The sequence below is a fragment of the Klebsiella sp. HMSC16C06 genome, from assembly GCF_001808325.1.
Classification (GTDB): domain Bacteria; phylum Pseudomonadota; class Gammaproteobacteria; order Enterobacterales; family Enterobacteriaceae; genus Klebsiella; species Klebsiella variicola.
Window position 1 is genome coordinate 109060 of record NZ_KV793000.1, and the last position, 16116, is coordinate 125175.

Annotated in this window: 16 protein-coding genes; 7 read left to right on the top strand and 9 right to left on the bottom strand. The window is 57.6% G+C overall.

Annotated elements, in window-relative coordinates; all coding sequences use genetic code 11:
- Positions 1-26: 26 nt before the first annotated feature.
- The 4 genes from plsC to HMPREF3142_RS11825 form a co-directional block, all read right to left on the bottom strand.
- Entirely contained in the window at positions 27-764 is a 738-nt protein-coding gene (gene plsC, locus HMPREF3142_RS11810; RefSeq protein WP_008806505.1) for a 1-acylglycerol-3-phosphate O-acyltransferase, read from the bottom strand.
- 191 nt (positions 765-955) lie between these two features.
- Positions 956-3214, bottom strand: coding sequence for a DNA topoisomerase IV subunit A (gene parC / locus HMPREF3142_RS11815; RefSeq protein WP_008806506.1), 2259 nt, complete (start codon positions 3212-3214; stop codon positions 956-958).
- A gap of 121 nt (positions 3215-3335) precedes the next feature.
- On the bottom strand, positions 3336-4205 hold the full coding sequence (locus HMPREF3142_RS11820; protein ID WP_023323284.1) for an AraC family transcriptional regulator: 870 nt from the start codon (positions 4203-4205) through the stop codon (positions 3336-3338).
- A 77-nt stretch (positions 4206-4282) separates the two neighbouring features.
- Positions 4283-4690: a YgiW/YdeI family stress tolerance OB fold protein gene (locus HMPREF3142_RS11825; RefSeq protein WP_008806508.1), complete on the bottom strand. Its 408-nt coding sequence runs from the start codon at positions 4688-4690 to the stop codon at positions 4283-4285.
- Between the two features lie 149 nt (positions 4691-4839).
- Here HMPREF3142_RS11825 and qseB point away from each other — a divergent pair, with 149 nt between their 5' ends.
- The 4 genes from qseB (at position 4840) to HMPREF3142_RS11845 (ending at position 7929) form a co-directional block, all read left to right on the top strand.
- Positions 4840-5499, top strand: a complete 660-nt coding sequence (gene qseB, locus HMPREF3142_RS11830; RefSeq protein ID WP_008806509.1) for a quorum sensing response regulator transcription factor QseB — start codon at positions 4840-4842, stop codon at positions 5497-5499.
- Complete coding sequence (gene qseC, locus HMPREF3142_RS11835) at positions 5496-6845, top strand: quorum sensing histidine kinase QseC (protein ID WP_070612091.1); 1350 nt, start codon at positions 5496-5498, stop codon at positions 6843-6845. The genes qseB and qseC overlap by 4 nt, the downstream gene beginning before the upstream one ends.
- A 106-nt stretch (positions 6846-6951) precedes the next feature.
- Positions 6952-7533 (top strand): NAD(P)H-dependent oxidoreductase, encoded by a 582-nt coding sequence (locus tag HMPREF3142_RS11840; protein ID WP_008806511.1) that lies wholly within the window; start codon positions 6952-6954, stop codon positions 7531-7533.
- A gap of 81 nt (positions 7534-7614) precedes the next feature.
- Positions 7615-7929, top strand: coding sequence for a putative quinol monooxygenase (locus tag HMPREF3142_RS11845; protein ID WP_008806512.1), 315 nt, complete (start codon positions 7615-7617; stop codon positions 7927-7929).
- A gap of 72 nt (positions 7930-8001) precedes the next feature.
- On the opposite strand, the gene parE is transcribed toward HMPREF3142_RS11845, so the two are convergent.
- Genes parE through nudF form a run of 5 tightly spaced genes read right to left on the bottom strand, consistent with a single transcriptional unit; the run spans position 8002 to position 12406 of the window.
- Positions 8002-9897 carry a DNA topoisomerase IV subunit B gene (parE, locus tag HMPREF3142_RS11850; RefSeq protein ID WP_008806513.1) on the bottom strand — a complete coding sequence of 632 codons (1896 nt, stop codon included), beginning with the start codon at positions 9895-9897 and terminating at the stop codon, positions 8002-8004.
- Positions 9898-9927: 30 nt separating this feature from the next.
- Positions 9928-10503, bottom strand: coding sequence for an esterase YqiA (yqiA, locus tag HMPREF3142_RS11855; protein WP_008806514.1), 576 nt, complete (start codon positions 10501-10503; stop codon positions 9928-9930).
- Positions 10503-11330 (bottom strand): 3',5'-cyclic-AMP phosphodiesterase, encoded by an 828-nt coding sequence (cpdA, locus tag HMPREF3142_RS11860; protein ID WP_008806515.1) that lies wholly within the window; start codon positions 11328-11330, stop codon positions 10503-10505. The genes yqiA and cpdA overlap by 1 nt, the downstream gene beginning before the upstream one ends.
- A 24-nt stretch (positions 11331-11354) precedes the next feature.
- On the bottom strand, positions 11355-11777 hold the full coding sequence (locus HMPREF3142_RS11865) for a DUF1249 family protein (protein WP_002916847.1): 423 nt from the start codon (positions 11775-11777) through the stop codon (positions 11355-11357).
- Complete coding sequence (gene nudF / locus HMPREF3142_RS11870; RefSeq protein WP_008806516.1) at positions 11774-12406, bottom strand: ADP-ribose diphosphatase; 633 nt, start codon at positions 12404-12406, stop codon at positions 11774-11776. Before nudF ends, HMPREF3142_RS11865 begins: the two co-directional genes overlap by 4 nt.
- 196 nt (positions 12407-12602) lie before the next feature.
- Here nudF and tolC point away from each other — a divergent pair, with 196 nt between their 5' ends.
- The 3 genes from tolC to HMPREF3142_RS11885 all read left to right on the top strand — a co-directional run bounded on the left by tolC (position 12603) and on the right by HMPREF3142_RS11885 (position 16080).
- Positions 12603-14075, top strand: coding sequence for an outer membrane channel protein TolC (gene tolC, locus HMPREF3142_RS11875; RefSeq protein ID WP_008806517.1), 1473 nt, complete (start codon positions 12603-12605; stop codon positions 14073-14075).
- Positions 14076-14242: 167 nt separating this feature from the next.
- Positions 14243-14914: a DUF1190 family protein gene (locus tag HMPREF3142_RS11880; protein ID WP_008806518.1), complete on the top strand. Its 672-nt coding sequence runs from the start codon at positions 14243-14245 to the stop codon at positions 14912-14914.
- A gap of 5 nt (positions 14915-14919) precedes the next feature.
- Complete coding sequence (locus HMPREF3142_RS11885) at positions 14920-16080, top strand: glutathionylspermidine synthase family protein (RefSeq protein WP_008806519.1); 1161 nt, start codon at positions 14920-14922, stop codon at positions 16078-16080.
- Positions 16081-16116: the final 36 nt, after the last annotated feature.

A 16116-nucleotide genomic window follows, 5' to 3' on the forward strand; every position in this document is an offset into this window, starting at 1 on the left:
CGCGCGCGTTGGCGGCGTTTCCTGTCTTATGACTTTTTAGCCGCTTCGCGCGCGGCCACTTCGTTGTCCAGCTCAGCAATTTTGGCGGCCATCAGCTCGCGGCAATGCGTCGCCAGCGCGCGCACGTTGTCTTTACCGAACTGGCTGGTATCCACCGGCGGCAGCATCTCAACAATCACCAGACCGTTGTTCCAGCGGTTGAGCTTAATTTTGTTCGATGTGTTGGACACACACACCGGAATAATCGGTACGCCAGCGGCGATCGCCGCGTGAAAGGCGCCGGTTTTAAAAGGCAGCAGGCCGCGGCCGCGACTGCGGGTCCCTTCCGGGAACATCCAGAACGAAATTTTACGCTTTTTAAAGGCATTCACCACTTCAGCAATGGTGCCATGCGCTTTGGTCCGGTTATTACGGTCAATCAGCAGGTTGCCCGTCAGCCAGTAGAGCTGGCCAAAGAACGGGATCCACAGCAGGCTTTTTTTACCTACGGTGACCGTCGGCGGCTGCACGATGTTCGAGGCCGTCACCATATCATAGTTGTTCTGGTGGTTAGCGATGTAGATCGCGTTGCCATAGCTTTCCGCATCAGCAGGTTTGCGCAGTTCCACCTTCAGGCCAAATACCGGAGATAAGCGGCCAAACAGATGGCCGAAAGTGGCAACATGTTTTGGATTACGCGGGCTGAACAAGCAGTACAGACAGCCAAGTATGCACACCACGATGCAATAAATGACCACGAAAATTACTCGAAAAATGAATAGCATAGCTACCTCTAAAACCCAAACCGCTTAGAATTATTCGCTGCTGACAGAAGGCAGGCTCATCAGTTCTGCGCAGGCCGGGACCGTTCTTCCTGGGTCCCTGGTGATGGACATTGTTAATCGCAACGCCTGAATAAACAACGATTTTGCGGCATTTTTTCGCCTCCTCCCGTCAAAGACGGGAGGAGTGGCGTTTACTCTTCACTATCGCCTGCCGCGGCGCGGCGCGGCGAGTCGATTTCAACACGGTCGATCTTCTGCAGCCCGCGCATCAGCGAACCGCGGCGACCACGCTCGCCGGTGACTTTTTGCAGCTCTTCCGGACGCAGTTTGATTTTCCGTTTGCCAACATGGATGGTGAGCGTGCTCTGCGGTGGCAGGATAAACAGATGCGCCAGGCCATCCTGCCCGGCGGCGGCTTCCGCCGCAGGAATGCTGATAATTTTGTTGCCCTTGCCTTTCGACAGCTGCGGTAGATCGCTCACCGGGAACATCAGCATCCGTCCGGCTGCCGTGATGGCCAGCAGCATATCGGACTCGTCCTCAATCACCAGCGGCGGCATCACGTGCGCGTTGTCAGGCAGGGTGATCAGCGCTTTACCGGCACGGTTGCGCGCCACCAGATCGTTGAAGGTGCAGACAAAACCGTAGCCCGCGTCGGAAGCCATCAGCAGCTTACGATCGTCGCTTTCCATCAGCATATGTTCCACGGTCGCCCCCGGCGGCAGAGTCAGCTTACCGGTAAGCGGCTCGCCCTGGCCACGCGCGGAAGGCAGGGTAATTGGATCGATGGCATAGCTGCGCCCGGTGGTATCGATAAACACCACCGGCTGGTTGCTCTTGCCTTTCGCCGAGGCCTTCCAGCTGTCGCCCGCTTTATAGCTCAAGCCCTGAGCGTCAATGTCGTGCCCTTTGGCGCTCCGCACCCAGCCCATCTGCGACAGAACGATAGTCACTGGCTCAGACGGCTGCATATCATGCTCGCTCATCGCTTTCGCTTCTTCACGTTCGTGAAGCGGCGAGCGGCGTTCGTCACCGAAAGCATCGGCATCAGCCTGCAGCTCTTTTTTCAGCAGGTTGTTCATTTTACGCTCAGAAGCCAGAATCGCCTGCAGCTGGTCGCGCTCTTTTTCCAGCTCGTCCTGCTCGCCGCGGATCTTCATCTCTTCCAGTTTGGCGAGGTGGCGCAGTTTTAATTCCAGAATCGCTTCCGCCTGGGTTTCGCTGATGCCAAAGCGCGACATCAGGGCTGGCTTCGGTTCATCTTCGGTGCGGATGATCTCGATCACTTCATCGATATTGAGAAACGCCACCAGCAAACCTTCAAGGATATGCAGGCGCTTAAGCACTTTCTCTAACCGATGGTTCAGACGGCGACGCACGGTATCGCGACGGAACACCAGCCACTCGCTGAGGATCTCCAGCAGGTTTTTCACCGCCGGGCGTCCGTCGAGGCCGATCATATTGAGGTTGATGCGGTAGCTTTTTTCCAGATCGGTAGTAGCAAACAGGTGGTTCATCACCTGTTCCATATCCACCCGGTTGGAGCGCGGGACGATCACCAGACGGGTCGGGTTTTCGTGGTCCGATTCGTCGCGCAGATCGTCAACCATCGGCAGCTTTTTATTGCGCATCTGCGCCGCAATCTGCTCCAGCACTTTGGCGCCGGAAACCTGGTGCGGCAGCGCGCTAATCACCACCGCGCCGTCCTCTTTGCTCCACACCGCGCGCATGCGCACTGAGCCGCGTCCGTTCTGGTAGATTTTGCGAATTTCCGCCCGCGAGGTGATGATCTCCGCCTCGGTCGGGAAATCCGGCCCCTGCACGATATCCAGCAGTTCGTCGAGAGTCGTTTTCGGCTGCTCAATCAGGGTAATAGCCGCTTTGGCCACTTCACGCAGGTTGTGCGGCGGAATATCAGTGGCCATACCCACCGCGATGCCGGTGGTGCCATTAAGCAGGATGTTCGGTAGACGCGCAGGCAGCATTTTCGGCTCCTGCAGCGTCCCGTCAAAGTTTGGTACCCAGTCGACCGTTCCCTGTCCCAGCTCGCTGAGCAGCAGTTCAGCATACTTCGACAGGCGGGACTCGGTGTAACGCATGGCGGCGAAGGATTTCGGATCGTCCGGCGCACCCCAGTTTCCCTGCCCGTCTACCAGCGGGTAACGGTAAGAGAACGGCTGCGCCATCAGCACCATCGCTTCATAGCAGGCGCTGTCGCCGTGCGGGTGATATTTACCCAACACGTCGCCGACGGTGCGGGCGGACTTTTTGAATTTCGCGCTGGCGTTCAGCCCCAGCTCGGACATCGCGTAGACGATGCGACGCTGGACCGGTTTTAAGCCATCGCCAATAAACGGTAATGCCCTGTCCATGATCACGTACATGGAGTAGTTCAGGTAAGCATTTTCCGTAAATTCATGCAGCGCAAGGCGCTCTGCCATATCGCTCATTAATCGTGGATCCTCAATCTGGGTACCGACCGTTCGGACGGCAAAACTACCCGCGATAATACCCGATCTCACGCCCTGAGTCACAGGCCGTGAGATCGGCTGAGGATTCCGTCACGCTTAATCAGGCCAGCGGCAGATAAATATCGGTTTGCAGTTCATGCTCAGCCACCTCATGGACAAAATTGAGGTAACGGAAGTACACCGGAAAATCCCGTAACGTCTCGCCTGACGCGGGTAACCAGTCGCGATAGAGAAACCAAACGCTGTTCGCCAGCGTGTCCAGCGAGCCGTGATGGCGCACGACGGCGCAGCGTCCGCCGGGGATTTCGCCGTTAATCACGCCAAAGGCGTTTTCACCGACCGGCCCAGCGACCGTACCGCAGATATCAAAACGAAATGCCTCCTGCGGGGTGGTCTGCGGATCGTCCCAGGCGATACCCCAGGTATCGCTGGTGGCGACGGGCGATAATCCGCTCGTCTTACGCCAGGCGATAAAACGCGCGGCGGTGGTGTTGACAAGGTCCGGGCTGCCGCGATGTTGCAGTACGGCTATCCGGGTGGTGGGGAAGGAAATGATATTGACGTCCATCGACGTTTGCTCCTGTAGCGTATGTTTCGGTACGCGTCGATGCCACTCGGCCCAGTCCGGTTGCTGACGGAATTGGGTCGGGCTTTGGTCAAACGCGGTACGGAAGGCACGACTGAACGACTCCGCATTCTGAAATCCGGCATCAAGGGCAATATCGATGACTTTATCGCAGGGGTTAAACGCCAGGCGCCAACAGGCGCGTCGCAGACGCAACCACTGAATATACCGGTACAATGGAATGCCGGTATAAGCGCTAAATTGCCGGTGAAAATGGTAAGGCGAACTGTGCGCTATCGCGCTCAGCGCCTCCAGCGACAGCGGCTCATCAAGATGGCGCGCAATGTACCTACAGACACGCTGGAAGCGCCCGACATACGCCGGGCTGGCCTTAATATCGTTCATCGTCTCCTCCTCGCGACATACTCTGACAGAGCGAGGATCGCGATGCCTGACCGATCTTGCGCTTATCTGACGAAGACTTATGGCGCGATTTTACGGATCTGTTTAACGTCGATTTCTACTGAGTTCCAGTCCTTATCGACTTCCCCCTGAATTTCTACTGTGTCCTGCGGGCCGACGGTCACGCCGTTCCAGCGCTTGTGGTCGATATCGACATTGATCACCCCGGAAGCATCCTGGAATTTATACAGATCGTCAGAAATGCGCTCGGTTATCTTGCCGCGCAGGGTCACCCAGGTATCGTCCCGCAGCGATTTGGCATTGGCGACGGTGGTCACCGCGCCACTCGGGCCGGTGAATCCGCCAGCCTGCGCGGTGGAACTGACCTGCGTGGTCGAAGAAGGACCGGTAAACCCGCCCTGTTCGGCAGCCAGCACCGGCATGGAAACCAGGGCAACGATCGCGGTCATCGCAGCAATTTTCTTCATGATGTGTTCTCCCTTCGTGTTGATATGGCTCCTATTACGCCCGACAAAACTTAACGACTTCTTAAGCGGAAAAAAGAAATTTTAATGCTGTACATCACCCGCTTCAACGCGGTTTACTGCGCAAAGAAACAGGATCGTCGGAGGGAAACATGCGCATATTACTGGTGGAAGATGACAAGCTGATCGGCGACGGCATCAAAGCCGGGCTGAGCAAAATGGGCTTCAGCATTGACTGGTTTACCGCCGGGCTGGAGGGCAAAAATGCCTTATATAGCGCCCCCTACGACGCCGCAATCCTGGATCTCACCCTCCCCGGCATCGATGGCCTCGATATTCTGCGCGAATGGCGGGACAAGGGCCGCCATGAGCCAGTGCTGATCCTTACCGCCCGCGATGCGCTCAGCCAGCGAGTGGAGGGGCTACGGCTCGGCGCCGATGACTATCTGTGCAAACCTTTCGCCCTGATTGAAGTGGCGGCGCGCCTCGAAGCGTTGATCCGTCGCGCGCACGGCCAGAGCAGCAGCGAGTTGCGCCACGGCAAGGTGAGCCTCGACCCGAACCGCTTAACCGCCAGCCTCGACGGCGAGAGCCTGGTGCTAAAGCCGAAAGAGTTCGCCCTGCTGGAACTGCTGCTGCGTAACGCTGGTCGCGTACTGCCGCGCAAGCTTATCGAAGAAAAGCTCTACACCTGGGACGACGAGGTCTCCAGCAACGCCGTGGAAGTTCACGTCCATCATCTGCGCCGCAAACTCGGTAGCGGATTTATCCGCACTGTCCACGGCATAGGCTATACCCTGGGTGACGCATGAAACGACTTGCCCGCCTGAGCCTGCGCGTCCGTCTGACGCTGCTGTTTGCTGTGCTGACCGCGGCCGCCTGGGGCGTCGCCAGCGTGATCGCCTGGCAGCAAACCAGCAAAAAGCTGGATAAGCTGTTCGATACCCAGCAGTTGCTGTTCGCCCGCCGCCTGAGCGCCATGCATTTCGATGAACTCCGCGCCCCGCCCGAATCGCTCGGTGAAAAGAAAAAGGTGCGGCATGGACACATCGACGACGACGCGCTGGCGTTCGCCATCTTCACCCGCGACGGCACCATGGTGCTCAACGACGGCGAGAACGGGGAGGATATCCAGTGGAACTCGCAGCGCGAGGGGTTCAGTGATGGCTATCTGCGCGGCGATGATGACGAGTGGCGCTTCCTGTGGTTAACCACTGCCGATGGTCGTCATCGCATCGTCGTCGGTCAGGAGTGGGATTATCGGCGCGAAATGGCGATGGATATCGTGACCTCGCAGCTCACCCCGTGGATGATCGCCCTGCCGCTGATGTTCGTGCTGCTTATCGTGCTGTTAAGCCGCGAACTGGCGCCGTTGAAAAAGCTGGCGCGCACGCTGCGCCTGCGCGCGCCGGACTCAGCGGAATCGCTCAGCGTGGAGAAGATCCCCTCCGAAGTCCGCCCGCTGGTCGAGGCTCTGAATCAGCTGTTCCAGCGCACCCATGACGCCATGCTGCGCGAACGTCGGTTTACCTCTGATGCCGCCCATGAGCTGCGCAGCCCGCTGGCGGCGCTGAAGGTACAGACCGACGTCGCCCAGCTCTCTATGGACGATGCAGAAGGACGTGAGAAAGCGCTGGCCCAGCTCCACCAGGGGATCGATCGCGCCACCCGGCTGGTCGATCAACTGCTGACGCTGTCGCGGCTGGACTCGCTCGCCCAACTGGACGACGTGCAGCCGGTCGCCATCGACGACCTGCTGCAGTCGGCGGTGATGGAGATGTATCACCATGCGCAGCAGTCCGCCATTGAACTACGCCTACACCTGAATGCCAGTCATATCGTTCACACCGGCCAGCCGCTGCTGCTCAGCCTGCTGGTGCGCAACCTGCTGGATAATGCCGTACGCTATAGCCCGCGCGGCAGCCAGGTTGATATCACCCTCAACGGCCTCGAGTTTCGGGTGCGTGATAACGGCCCAGGCATTAGCCCGCAGGCGCTTGCGCGCATCGGCGAGCGTTTTTATCGCCCGCCGGGGCAGGACGCGCCGGGCAGCGGCCTGGGCCTGTCTATCGTCCGGCGCATCGCCTCGCTGCACGGCATGCAGGTTGATTTCGCCAACGCGCGCGACGGCGGCTTCGAAGCCCGCGTGTACTGGTAGCGAGATTATTGCTCATTTGGCAAAAGACTTTGCACATTTTGCTCATTTTACTGCCCCGCTTCGCGGGGTAAGATCATCGGCAAATTTTCAAGATTGAGGACAAATGATGAGCAACATCCTGATTATCAATGGCGCAAAAAAGTTCGCGCACTCGAATGGCCAGCTGAACGACACCCTGACCGAGGTCGCGGAGAGTTATCTGCGCGACGCCGGGCACGATGTTAAAAGCGTTCGCGCCGAAAGCGAGTACGACGTAAAAGCAGAAGTGCAGAATTTCCTCTGGGCCGATGTGGTGATCTGGCAGATGCCGGGCTGGTGGATGGGCGCCCCGTGGACGGTGAAGAAATATATGGATGATGTCTTTACCGAAGGCCACGGCTCGCTGTACGCCAGCGACGGTCGTACCCGCTCCGACGCCAGCAAAAAATATGGCTCCGGCGGCCTGGTGCAGGGGAAAAAATATATGCTCTCCCTGACCTGGAACGCGCCGATGGAAGCCTTCACCGACGAAGACCAGTTCTTCCACGGCGTCGGCGTTGACGGCGTTTACCTGCCGTTCCATAAGGCTAACCAGTTCCTGGGAATGGAAGCGCTGCCGACCTTTATCGCCAACGACGTGATTAAAATGCCTGATGTCCCACGGTATATCGCAGAATATCGCAAGCATCTGGCGGAAATTTTTGGTTAACTACAGGTCTACGCTCTACATATTTCGAGTTATTCGAACCTGGAGTATGACGAGATACACACAGAAGGAGTTGAGTTAACCATGTTAACAGTGATTGCAGAAATCCGTACCCGCCCGGGCCAGCACCACCGTCAGGCGGTTCTCGATCAGTTCGCGAAAATCATTCCGACCGTTTTGCAGGAGGCCGGCTGCCACGGCTACGCGCCCATGGTAGATCATGCCGCCGGCGTCAGCTTCCAGACCACGGCCCCCGACTCTATCGTCATGGTGGAGCAGTGGGAAAGCGTCGCGCATCTTGAAGCGCACCTGCAAACGCCGCACATGAAAGCCTGGTCGGAAGCGGTCAAAGGCGATGTGCTGGAGACCACCATCCGTATCCTGCAGCCTGGCGTCTAAGCCCGCCGACGCAGTCGTGAAATGAAAAAGGGAGCCTGAGGCTCCCTTTTACGTCAGGCGCAGCGTACAGACTTACACTTCCAGATCCGCCATATCGCCCTTCTCCTGCAGCCAGTTGCGACGGTCTTCGGAACGCTTCTTGGCCAGCAGCATGTCCATCATCGCCGTGGTCTGCTGCTCATCCTCATCGCTGATCACCAGTTGCACCAGCCGGCGGGTATTCGGATCAAGCGTGGTTTCCCGCAGCTGCATTGGGTTCATCTCACCCAGACCTTTAAAGCGCTGGACGTTTGGCTTGCCCTTCTTACGCTTCAGCTGCTCCAGCACGCCGGTTTTTTCTTCTTCCGTCAGCGCGTAGTAGACCTCTTTACCGAGATCGATACGGTACAGCGGCGGCAGCGCGACGTAGACGTGCCCCTCTTTCACCAGGGTACGGAAATGTCTCACAAACAGCGCGCACAGCAGGGTGGCAATGTGCAGGCCATCGGAATCGGCATCCGCCAGAATACAAATTTTGCCGTAGCGCAGCTGGCTTAAATCATCGCTATCCGGGTCAATACCAATCGCCACCGAAATGTCGTGCACTTCTTGCGAAGCTAACACTTCATCGGACGAGACTTCCCAGGTATTCAGGATCTTGCCTTTCAGCGGCATGATCGCCTGATATTCGCGATCGCGCGCCTGCTTGGCTGAACCGCCCGCCGAGTCCCCTTCGACGAGGAACAGCTCGGTGCGGTTCAGGTCCTGGGCGGTGCAGTCTGCCAGCTTACCCGGCAATGCCGGACCGCTGGTCAGCTTTTTACGCACCACTTTCTTGGCGGCGCGCAGACGACGCTGGGCGCTGGAGATAGCCATCTCCGCCAGCAGTTCGGCAGCCTGTACGTTCTGGTTCAGCCACAGACTGAAGGCATCTTTCACCACGCCGGAGACGAATGCCGCGCACTGGCGCGACGACAGACGCTCTTTGGTTTGCCCGGCGAACTGCGGATCCTGCATTTTCACCGACAGCACGTAGGCGCAGCGATCCCAGATATCTTCCGCTGACAGCTTCACGCCGCGCGGCAGGATATTACGGTATTCGCAGAACTCGCGCATCGCATCCAGCAGTCCCTGACGCAGACCGTTAACGTGCGTCCCGCCCTGCATGGTCGGGATCAGGTTGACGTAGCTTTCGGTCAGCAATTCGCCGCCTTCCGGCAGCCACAGCAGCGCCCAGTCCACGGCTTCCGTCTCGCCGGAGAAGGTGCCGACGAACGGTTTTTCCGGCAGCAGCGGCAGGCCGTTTACGGCTTCGCACAGGTAGTCGTTAAGGCCATCGGCATAGCACCAGCGCTGCTCGCTGTCGTTGACCTGATCGCGAAACACGATTTCCACGCCGGGACACAGCACCGCTTTCGCTTTTAACAGATGGGTCAAACGCGAAACGGAGAAACGCGGGCTGTCGAAGAAGCTTTCGTCCGGCCAGAAATGGACGCTGGTCCCGGTATTGCGTTTGCCACAGGTACCGGTGACGTGCAGATCTTCTACTTTTTCACCGTTTTCAAAGGCGATGCTGTAGACCTGACCGTCGCGACGAACCGTTACCTCTACGCGTTTTGACAGGGCGTTGACCACCGAGATCCCCACCCCGTGCAGGCCGCCGGAAAACTGGTAGTTTTTGTTGGAAAACTTACCGCCCGCGTGCAGTCGGCAGAGGATCAGCTCAACCGCCGGCACCCCTTCTTCCGGGTGAATGTCGACCGGCATGCCGCGCCCGTCGTCAATGACTTCCAGGGACTGGTCGGCATGAAGGATAACTTCCACGCGTTTGGCGTGGCCTGCCAGCGCTTCATCGACACTGTTATCAATAACTTCCTGACCAAGATGGTTAGGACGGGTGGTGTCGGTATACATGCCCGGACGGCGGCGCACCGGCTCTAGCCCGGTGAGTACCTCAATGGCATCAGCGTTATATGAAGATTGCGTCATGGTGTGTATTCGTAGGTCGTTCAGGGCCGTTTAGCACAGGCCGAGAAATTCGATAATCTGAGTGAAATGATCGTCAAAGCCGACAAATGCGTGATTACCGCCCTCCTCCACCGTTTGCCGGCAGGAGGCGTAGTAATGAACGGCCTGGCGGTAATCAAGCACTTCATCCCCGGTCTGCTGCAGCAGCCAGAGTAAATCCGGCGCTTCAAGCGGGTCGATTTGCATGACCTTGAGATCGTAAATATGGCGAGACTCTAGCACATATTGCTGCCCGGTGTATGGATTCTCATTGTGGCCGAGAAAATTGTTCAGCAGTTCAAACGGGCGCACCGCCGGGTTGACGACCACCGCCGGCACCATAAAGCACTGCGACAGCCAGGTCGCGTAGTAGCCGCCCAGCGACGATCCAACAACCCCGAGTGGCTCGCCGCCATGCTCCAGCACAATGGATTCCAGCAGCTCTGCTGTTTCAGCCGGATAAGGCGGCAGCTCCGGTACCACCATGGTGATGTCGGGGTGCTGCTGCGACAGCCAGGTCTTTAACGCCATCGCCTTCGCCGAGCGCGGGGAACTGTTAAAGCCGTGCAGATAAAGAAGCGTCGCCATCAGTAGCCTTCTGAAGCAATATCCGGGTGGAACTCGGCGCCTTCCAGGCGGCACACTTCGGTGGTCAGCGTCCCGTCAGGATGCAGCTCCAGCCAGCGCCAGCCGGGTGAGACGGTATCCAGAGTGAAATTGGCGCAGTGTGGTTTGAACTGGACGCAGGTCGACGGCGTCGCCATCATGCGCCGGCCATTCCAGTCCAGATCCAGCTCCTGATGAATATGGCCGCACAGCAGATGTCTCACCCGCGGCCAGGCGCTCAGCGCGCGGTCCAGCGCGCCAGCGTTGCGCAGGCTGTGTTGGTCCAGCCAGCTACAGCCAGCAGGCAGCGGATGGTGGTGCAGCAGGAGTAAGGTATAACGCTCCGGCGCTTCTGCCAGCTTGTGTTCGAGCCACTCCAGCTGGAAGTCGCTCAGCTCGCCATGGGGAACGCCAAACACCTGGCTGTCCAGCAGCAGGATCTGCCAGTGGTCGCCGAGAAACACGCGCTTGGCGGGTGAAATGCCTGACGCCTGCAGCGTACTGTACATCGCCGGCTGGAAATCATGGTTACCCGGTAGCCAGACGCAGGGTGCAGCAAAACTCGCGATACCCTCAGCAAAATGCTGATAGGCCGCGGAGGAGTGGTCCTGCGCCAGATCGCCTGTTGCGACAATCAGATCGCATGGACGCTGTGAGGCATGAATAGCCGACAGTACGGCCTGATAACTTTCCCAGGTATTAATGCCTAACAACGTTTCATGTTTTTCAGCAAACAGGTGAGTATCAGTAATTTGTAAGATCCTGACTCTGGCCTCACCAGCCAGAGGTAGGTTTAACAGGCTTTCCAAATGGTGTCCTTAGGTTTAACGACGCTAACAAACCGGAATCGCCATCGCTCCATGTGCTAAACAGTAACGCAGCCAGTCGGCCAGAAACTGGTTAATTTGATGCTTTTCGTCGCGTTGATGCAACTTTTTATTAGGATAATCATACCGCGCTTTGAAGCGAAAGATCTGCTGACTCGAACACACTTCGGCCACCATGGCGTCATGGTAGAGGCGAACGGTCATCGACGGCAGGCTCCAGTAGCTTACCGCAGGCAGAGTCTGTTCTATCGCCACCAGAGTAGTGTAGCGGGTCGATTCAACTATCGTTAACCGATACTGCGCGCTTCCCACCTGATAACTTACCTTCTCACCCGCTGCATCCGTTCGCGGCAACAGGCGGCGCAACTGCGCGAAGTTGGTCTCGCACAGGCGCATCATCTCAGGGAAGTCAGGTGTATAACGCTTCATTTTGTCCACTCGTTTCGTAAATTGTGATAATGCAATTGCAGCCATTGCAAGGCGATGACAGAGGCTGCGTTATCGATTTTCCCCTCTTCTACCCACTGGTAAGCCTGTTCCCGGCTCACCACATGCACCCGAATATCCTCGTTTTCCTCGGCCAGGCCGTGAATGCCTTTTGCCGTGGATGCATCAACTTCTCCCACCAGGATCGATAACCGTTCGCTGGTGCCGCCAGGACTGGCCAGATAGCTTAATATTGGTTTCGTCCGCCCGACTTCAAGTCCGGCCTCCTCCAGCGCTTCCCGACGGGCAACGTCTTCCACCGTTTCCCCCGCTTCAATCATGCCGGCGACCATTTCGAGCAGCCACGGGCTCTCGCTGGTATCATAGGCGGCAATACGGATTTGTTCGACGAGCACCACTTCGTCCCGCACCGGGTCAAAGGGTAGCAAGACGGCGGCATGCCCGCGCTCAAAAATTTCACGGGTGACTTCGCCGCTCATGCCGCCGTTAAACAGGCGGTGGCGAAAACGGTATAAATCGAGCGAAAAAAAACCACGATACAGCGTTTCGCGTGCAATAATTTCTACATCATTTTTGAAGAAGGTAATTCCCTGCTGAATGGGTTTGCTCATTGTCATGTCCTGCTAATCCGAAATTAGGGATTTCCAGACCGTTTGGCTACCGTTTTACGGTCCGTATGTTAGATTGGTGCAAATTACCGCCGGATGGCACGTAACGCCAACTTTTTACGGCGGCAGAATCGATACAATCAGCGGAATTTTTCTTAGAATTAGACCAGCGCTAAATGCTTCACAACAAGGAATGCAAATGAAGAAATTGCTCCCCATTCTTATCGGCCTGAGCCTGACCGGGTTCAGCGCCATGAGCCAGGCGGAAAACCTGCTTCAGGTTTACCAGCAGGCGCGCATCAGCAACCCCGATCTGCGTAAATCGGCAGCCGATCGTGACGCCGCGTTCGAAAAGATCAATGAAGCGCGCAGTCCATTACTGCCTCAGCTTGGGCTGGGAGCGGATTATACCTATAACAATGGCTATCGCGACAGCAACGGCATCAATTCAAACGTCACCAGCGGCTCGCTGCAGTTAACGCAGGTTCTGTTTGATATGTCGAAATGGCGCGCCCTGACGCTACAGGAAAAAACGGCAGGTATTCAGGATGTCACGTATCAGACCGATCAGCAAACGCTGATTCTGAATACCGCGACGGCCTATTTTAAAGTGCTGGCCGCCATCGACACGCTCTCCTATACCGAAGCGCAGAAACAGGCTATTTACCGCCAGTTGGATCAAACCACGCAGCGCTTTAACGTAGGCCTGGTGGCGATCACTGACGTGCAGAACGCCCGTTCACAATACGACGCCGTGCTGGCGAACGAAGTCACCGCGCGTAACGATCTCGACAACGCCGTCGAAGAACTGCGCCAGGTCACCGGTAACTACTATCCGGAGCTGGCCTCGCTGAATGTGAATGGCTTCAAAACCAACAAGCCGCAGGCGGTCAACGCCCTGCTGAAGGAAGCGGAGAACCGCAACCTGTCGCTGCTGCAGGCGCGTCTGAACCAGGACCTGGCTCGCGAGCAGATTCGCCAGGCGCAGGACGGGCATTTGCCGACGCTCAGCCTATCCGCGTCGAGTGGGGTATCGAATACTAGCTACAGTGGTTCAAAAACCCATAATAATCCTCAGCAATACCAGGATAACGATGCCGGGCAGAACCAAATCGGCCTGAACTTCTCTCTGCCACTGTATCAGGGTGGCGCGGTGACCTCGCAGGTCAAACAGGCGCAATACAACTTCGTTGGCGCCAGCGAGCAGCTGGAAAGCGCCCACCGCAGCGTCGTGCAGACTGTACGTTCGTCGTTTAACAACGTGAACGCCTCCATCAGCAGCATCAATGCCTACAAACAAGCGGTGGTCTCTGCGCAAAGCTCCCTGGATGCGATGGAAGCAGGCTACTCGGTGGGTACGCGTACCATCGTTGACGTCCTCGACGCCACCACCACGCTGTATAACGCCAAGCAGCAGCTCTCCAATGCGCGCTATAACTACCTGATCAACGAGCTGAACATTAAGTCGGCGTTAGGTACCCTGAACGAGCAGGATCTGGTCGCCCTGAACAACACGCTGGGCAAACCGATCCCCACCTCCGCAGACAGCGTCGCGCCGGAAAATCCACAGCAGGATGCCACCGCCGATGGCTACGGCAACACTACCGCAGCGGTGAAACCGGCGTCCGCACGGACCACCCAGAGCAGCGGCAGCAATCCGTTCCGTCAGTAATACCCATACTGTGACGCGCATCGCCTGTCCGTCGGACAGGCGATGCGTTAAACGTAAGGCAACGTAAAGATCCCCCGCTTAGCGCCCCTCTTCGCTTCATTTTCCACCACTCATCCTCTATCCTGAGCGTTAACACACGCCATACCACTGGGTCCTGGAAGACAAATATGAAACGGACAAAAAAAATTAATCATTCGTCGTTCCGCAAAAGCTGGAGCGCACGCCATCTGACGCCGGTCGCGCTGGCCGTCACCGCGGTCTTTATGCTTGCCGGTTGTGAAAAAAGCGATGAAACGGTGTCGCTATACCAGAACGCCGATGACTGCTCCGCCGCCAATCCGGGCAAAGCAGCCGAGTGCACCACGGCTTACACCAACGCGGTAAAAGAGGCAGAACGTACCGCGCCGAAATATGCCACCCGGGAAGACTGCGTCGCCGAGTTTGGCGAAGGCCAGTGCCAGCAGACGCCAGCCCAGGCGGGCGTCGCCCCGGAAAACCAGGCGCAGGCGCAAAGCAGCGGCAGCTTCTGGATGCCGCTGATGGCCGGCTATATGATGGGCCGCCTGATGGGCGGCGGCATGGCGCAACAGCAGCCGCTGTTCAGCTCGAAAAACCCGGCCAGCCCGGCCTATGGTCAATACACCGATGCGAGCGGCAAGAGCTATGGCGCCGCCCAGCCGGGTCGCACCATGAACGTGCCGAAAACCGCGATGGCGCCGAAGCCAGCAACTACCACCACCGTTACCCGCGGTGGTTTTGGCGAGTCGGTGGCGAAGCAGTCGACTATGCAGCGTAGCGCCGCAGGCTCAACGTCCTCTTCTCGCTCGATGGGCGGCTAATTCACATGGAAAGAGTCAGTATTACCGAGCGCCCGGACTGGCGTGAGAAAGCGACCGAGTACGGTTTCAACTTCCACACCATGTACGGCGAGCCCTACTGGAGCGAAGAGGCTTATTACAAGCTGACCCTCGCGCAGGTGGAAAAACTGGAGGAAGTCACCGCCGAGCTGCATCAAATGTGCCTCCAGGTGGTGGAGAAAGTGATCGCCAGCGATGAGCTGATGACTAAATTCCGCATCCCTAAACACACCTGGGGCTTTGTGCGCCAGTCGTGGAAAACCAACCAGCCGTCGCTCTACTCGCGTCTCGACCTGGCCTGGGATGGCGTCGGCGAGCCGAAGCTGCTGGAGAACAATGCCGATACCCCGACCTCGCTGTATGAAGCGGCCTTCTTCCAGTGGATCTGGCTGGAAGACCAGCTCAACGCCGGCAAGCTGCCGGCGGGCAGCGACCAGTTCAATAGTTTGCAGGAAAAGCTCATCGATCGCTTCGGCGAGCTGCGCGAGCAGTTTGGCTTCCAGCTGCTGCATATGGCCTGCTGCCGCGATACCGTTGAAGATCGCGGCACTGTGCAGTATCTGCAGGACTGCGCCGCCGAAGCAGGCCTGGCGACGGAATTCCTCTATATCGAAGATATCGGTCTGGGCGAAAAAGGTCAGTTTACCGATCTGCAGGATCAGGTGATTGGTAACCTGTTCAAGCTCTATCCGTGGGAGTTTATGCTGCGGGAGATGTTCTCCACCAAGCTGGAAGACGCCGGCGTGCGCTGGCTGGAGCCCGCGTGGAAAAGCATTATCTCCAACAAAGCGTTGCTGCCGATGCTGTGGGAAATGTTCCCCAATCACCCGAATCTGCTGGCGGCCTACTTCAGCGAAGATGCCCACCCGGAGATGGAGAAGTACGTCATTAAGCCGATCTTCTCTCGTGAAGGGGCCAACGTCTCCATTGTTGAGCAGGGCAAGGTCGTGGAGTCGGTGGAAGGTCCGTACGGGGAAGAAGGAACCATCGTGCAGGAGTTTTACCCCCTGCCGAAGTTTGGTGACAGCTACACGCTGATTGGCAGCTGGCTCATCAACGATCAGCCCGCCGGGATCGGCATTCGCGAAGATCGGGCGCTGATCACTCAGGATCTGTCGCGCTTCTATCCGCACATTTTCGTCGAATAATGTCGCGCTCCGGCGACGATATCGCCGGAGCGCACT

Excerpts from the sequence above, each read along its gene's own strand:
- plsC (WP_008806505.1), bottom strand. The coding sequence starts at position 764 with ATGCTATTCATTTTTCGAGTAATTTTCGTGGTCATTTATTGCATCGTG.
- parC (WP_008806506.1), bottom strand. The coding sequence starts at position 3,214 with ATGAGCGATATGGCAGAGCGCCTTGCGCTGCATGAATTTACGGAAAAT.
- HMPREF3142_RS11820 (WP_023323284.1), bottom strand. The coding sequence starts at position 4,205 with ATGAACGATATTAAGGCCAGCCCGGCGTATGTCGGGCGCTTCCAGCGT.
- HMPREF3142_RS11825 (WP_008806508.1), bottom strand. The coding sequence starts at position 4,690 with ATGAAGAAAATTGCTGCGATGACCGCGATCGTTGCCCTGGTTTCCATG.
- qseB (WP_008806509.1), top strand. The coding sequence starts at position 4,840 with ATGCGCATATTACTGGTGGAAGATGACAAGCTGATCGGCGACGGCATC.
- qseC (WP_070612091.1), top strand. The coding sequence starts at position 5,496 with ATGAAACGACTTGCCCGCCTGAGCCTGCGCGTCCGTCTGACGCTGCTG.
- HMPREF3142_RS11840 (WP_008806511.1), top strand. The coding sequence starts at position 6,952 with ATGAGCAACATCCTGATTATCAATGGCGCAAAAAAGTTCGCGCACTCG.
- HMPREF3142_RS11845 (WP_008806512.1), top strand. The coding sequence starts at position 7,615 with ATGTTAACAGTGATTGCAGAAATCCGTACCCGCCCGGGCCAGCACCAC.
- parE (WP_008806513.1), bottom strand. The coding sequence starts at position 9,897 with ATGACGCAATCTTCATATAACGCTGATGCCATTGAGGTACTCACCGGG.
- yqiA (WP_008806514.1), bottom strand. The coding sequence starts at position 10,503 with ATGGCGACGCTTCTTTATCTGCACGGCTTTAACAGTTCCCCGCGCTCG.
- HMPREF3142_RS11865 (WP_002916847.1), bottom strand. The coding sequence starts at position 11,777 with ATGAAGCGTTATACACCTGACTTCCCTGAGATGATGCGCCTGTGCGAG.
- nudF (WP_008806516.1), bottom strand. The coding sequence starts at position 12,406 with ATGAGCAAACCCATTCAGCAGGGAATTACCTTCTTCAAAAATGATGTA.
- tolC (WP_008806517.1), top strand. The coding sequence starts at position 12,603 with ATGAAGAAATTGCTCCCCATTCTTATCGGCCTGAGCCTGACCGGGTTC.
- HMPREF3142_RS11880 (WP_008806518.1), top strand. The coding sequence starts at position 14,243 with ATGAAACGGACAAAAAAAATTAATCATTCGTCGTTCCGCAAAAGCTGG.
- HMPREF3142_RS11885 (WP_008806519.1), top strand. The coding sequence starts at position 14,920 with ATGGAAAGAGTCAGTATTACCGAGCGCCCGGACTGGCGTGAGAAAGCG.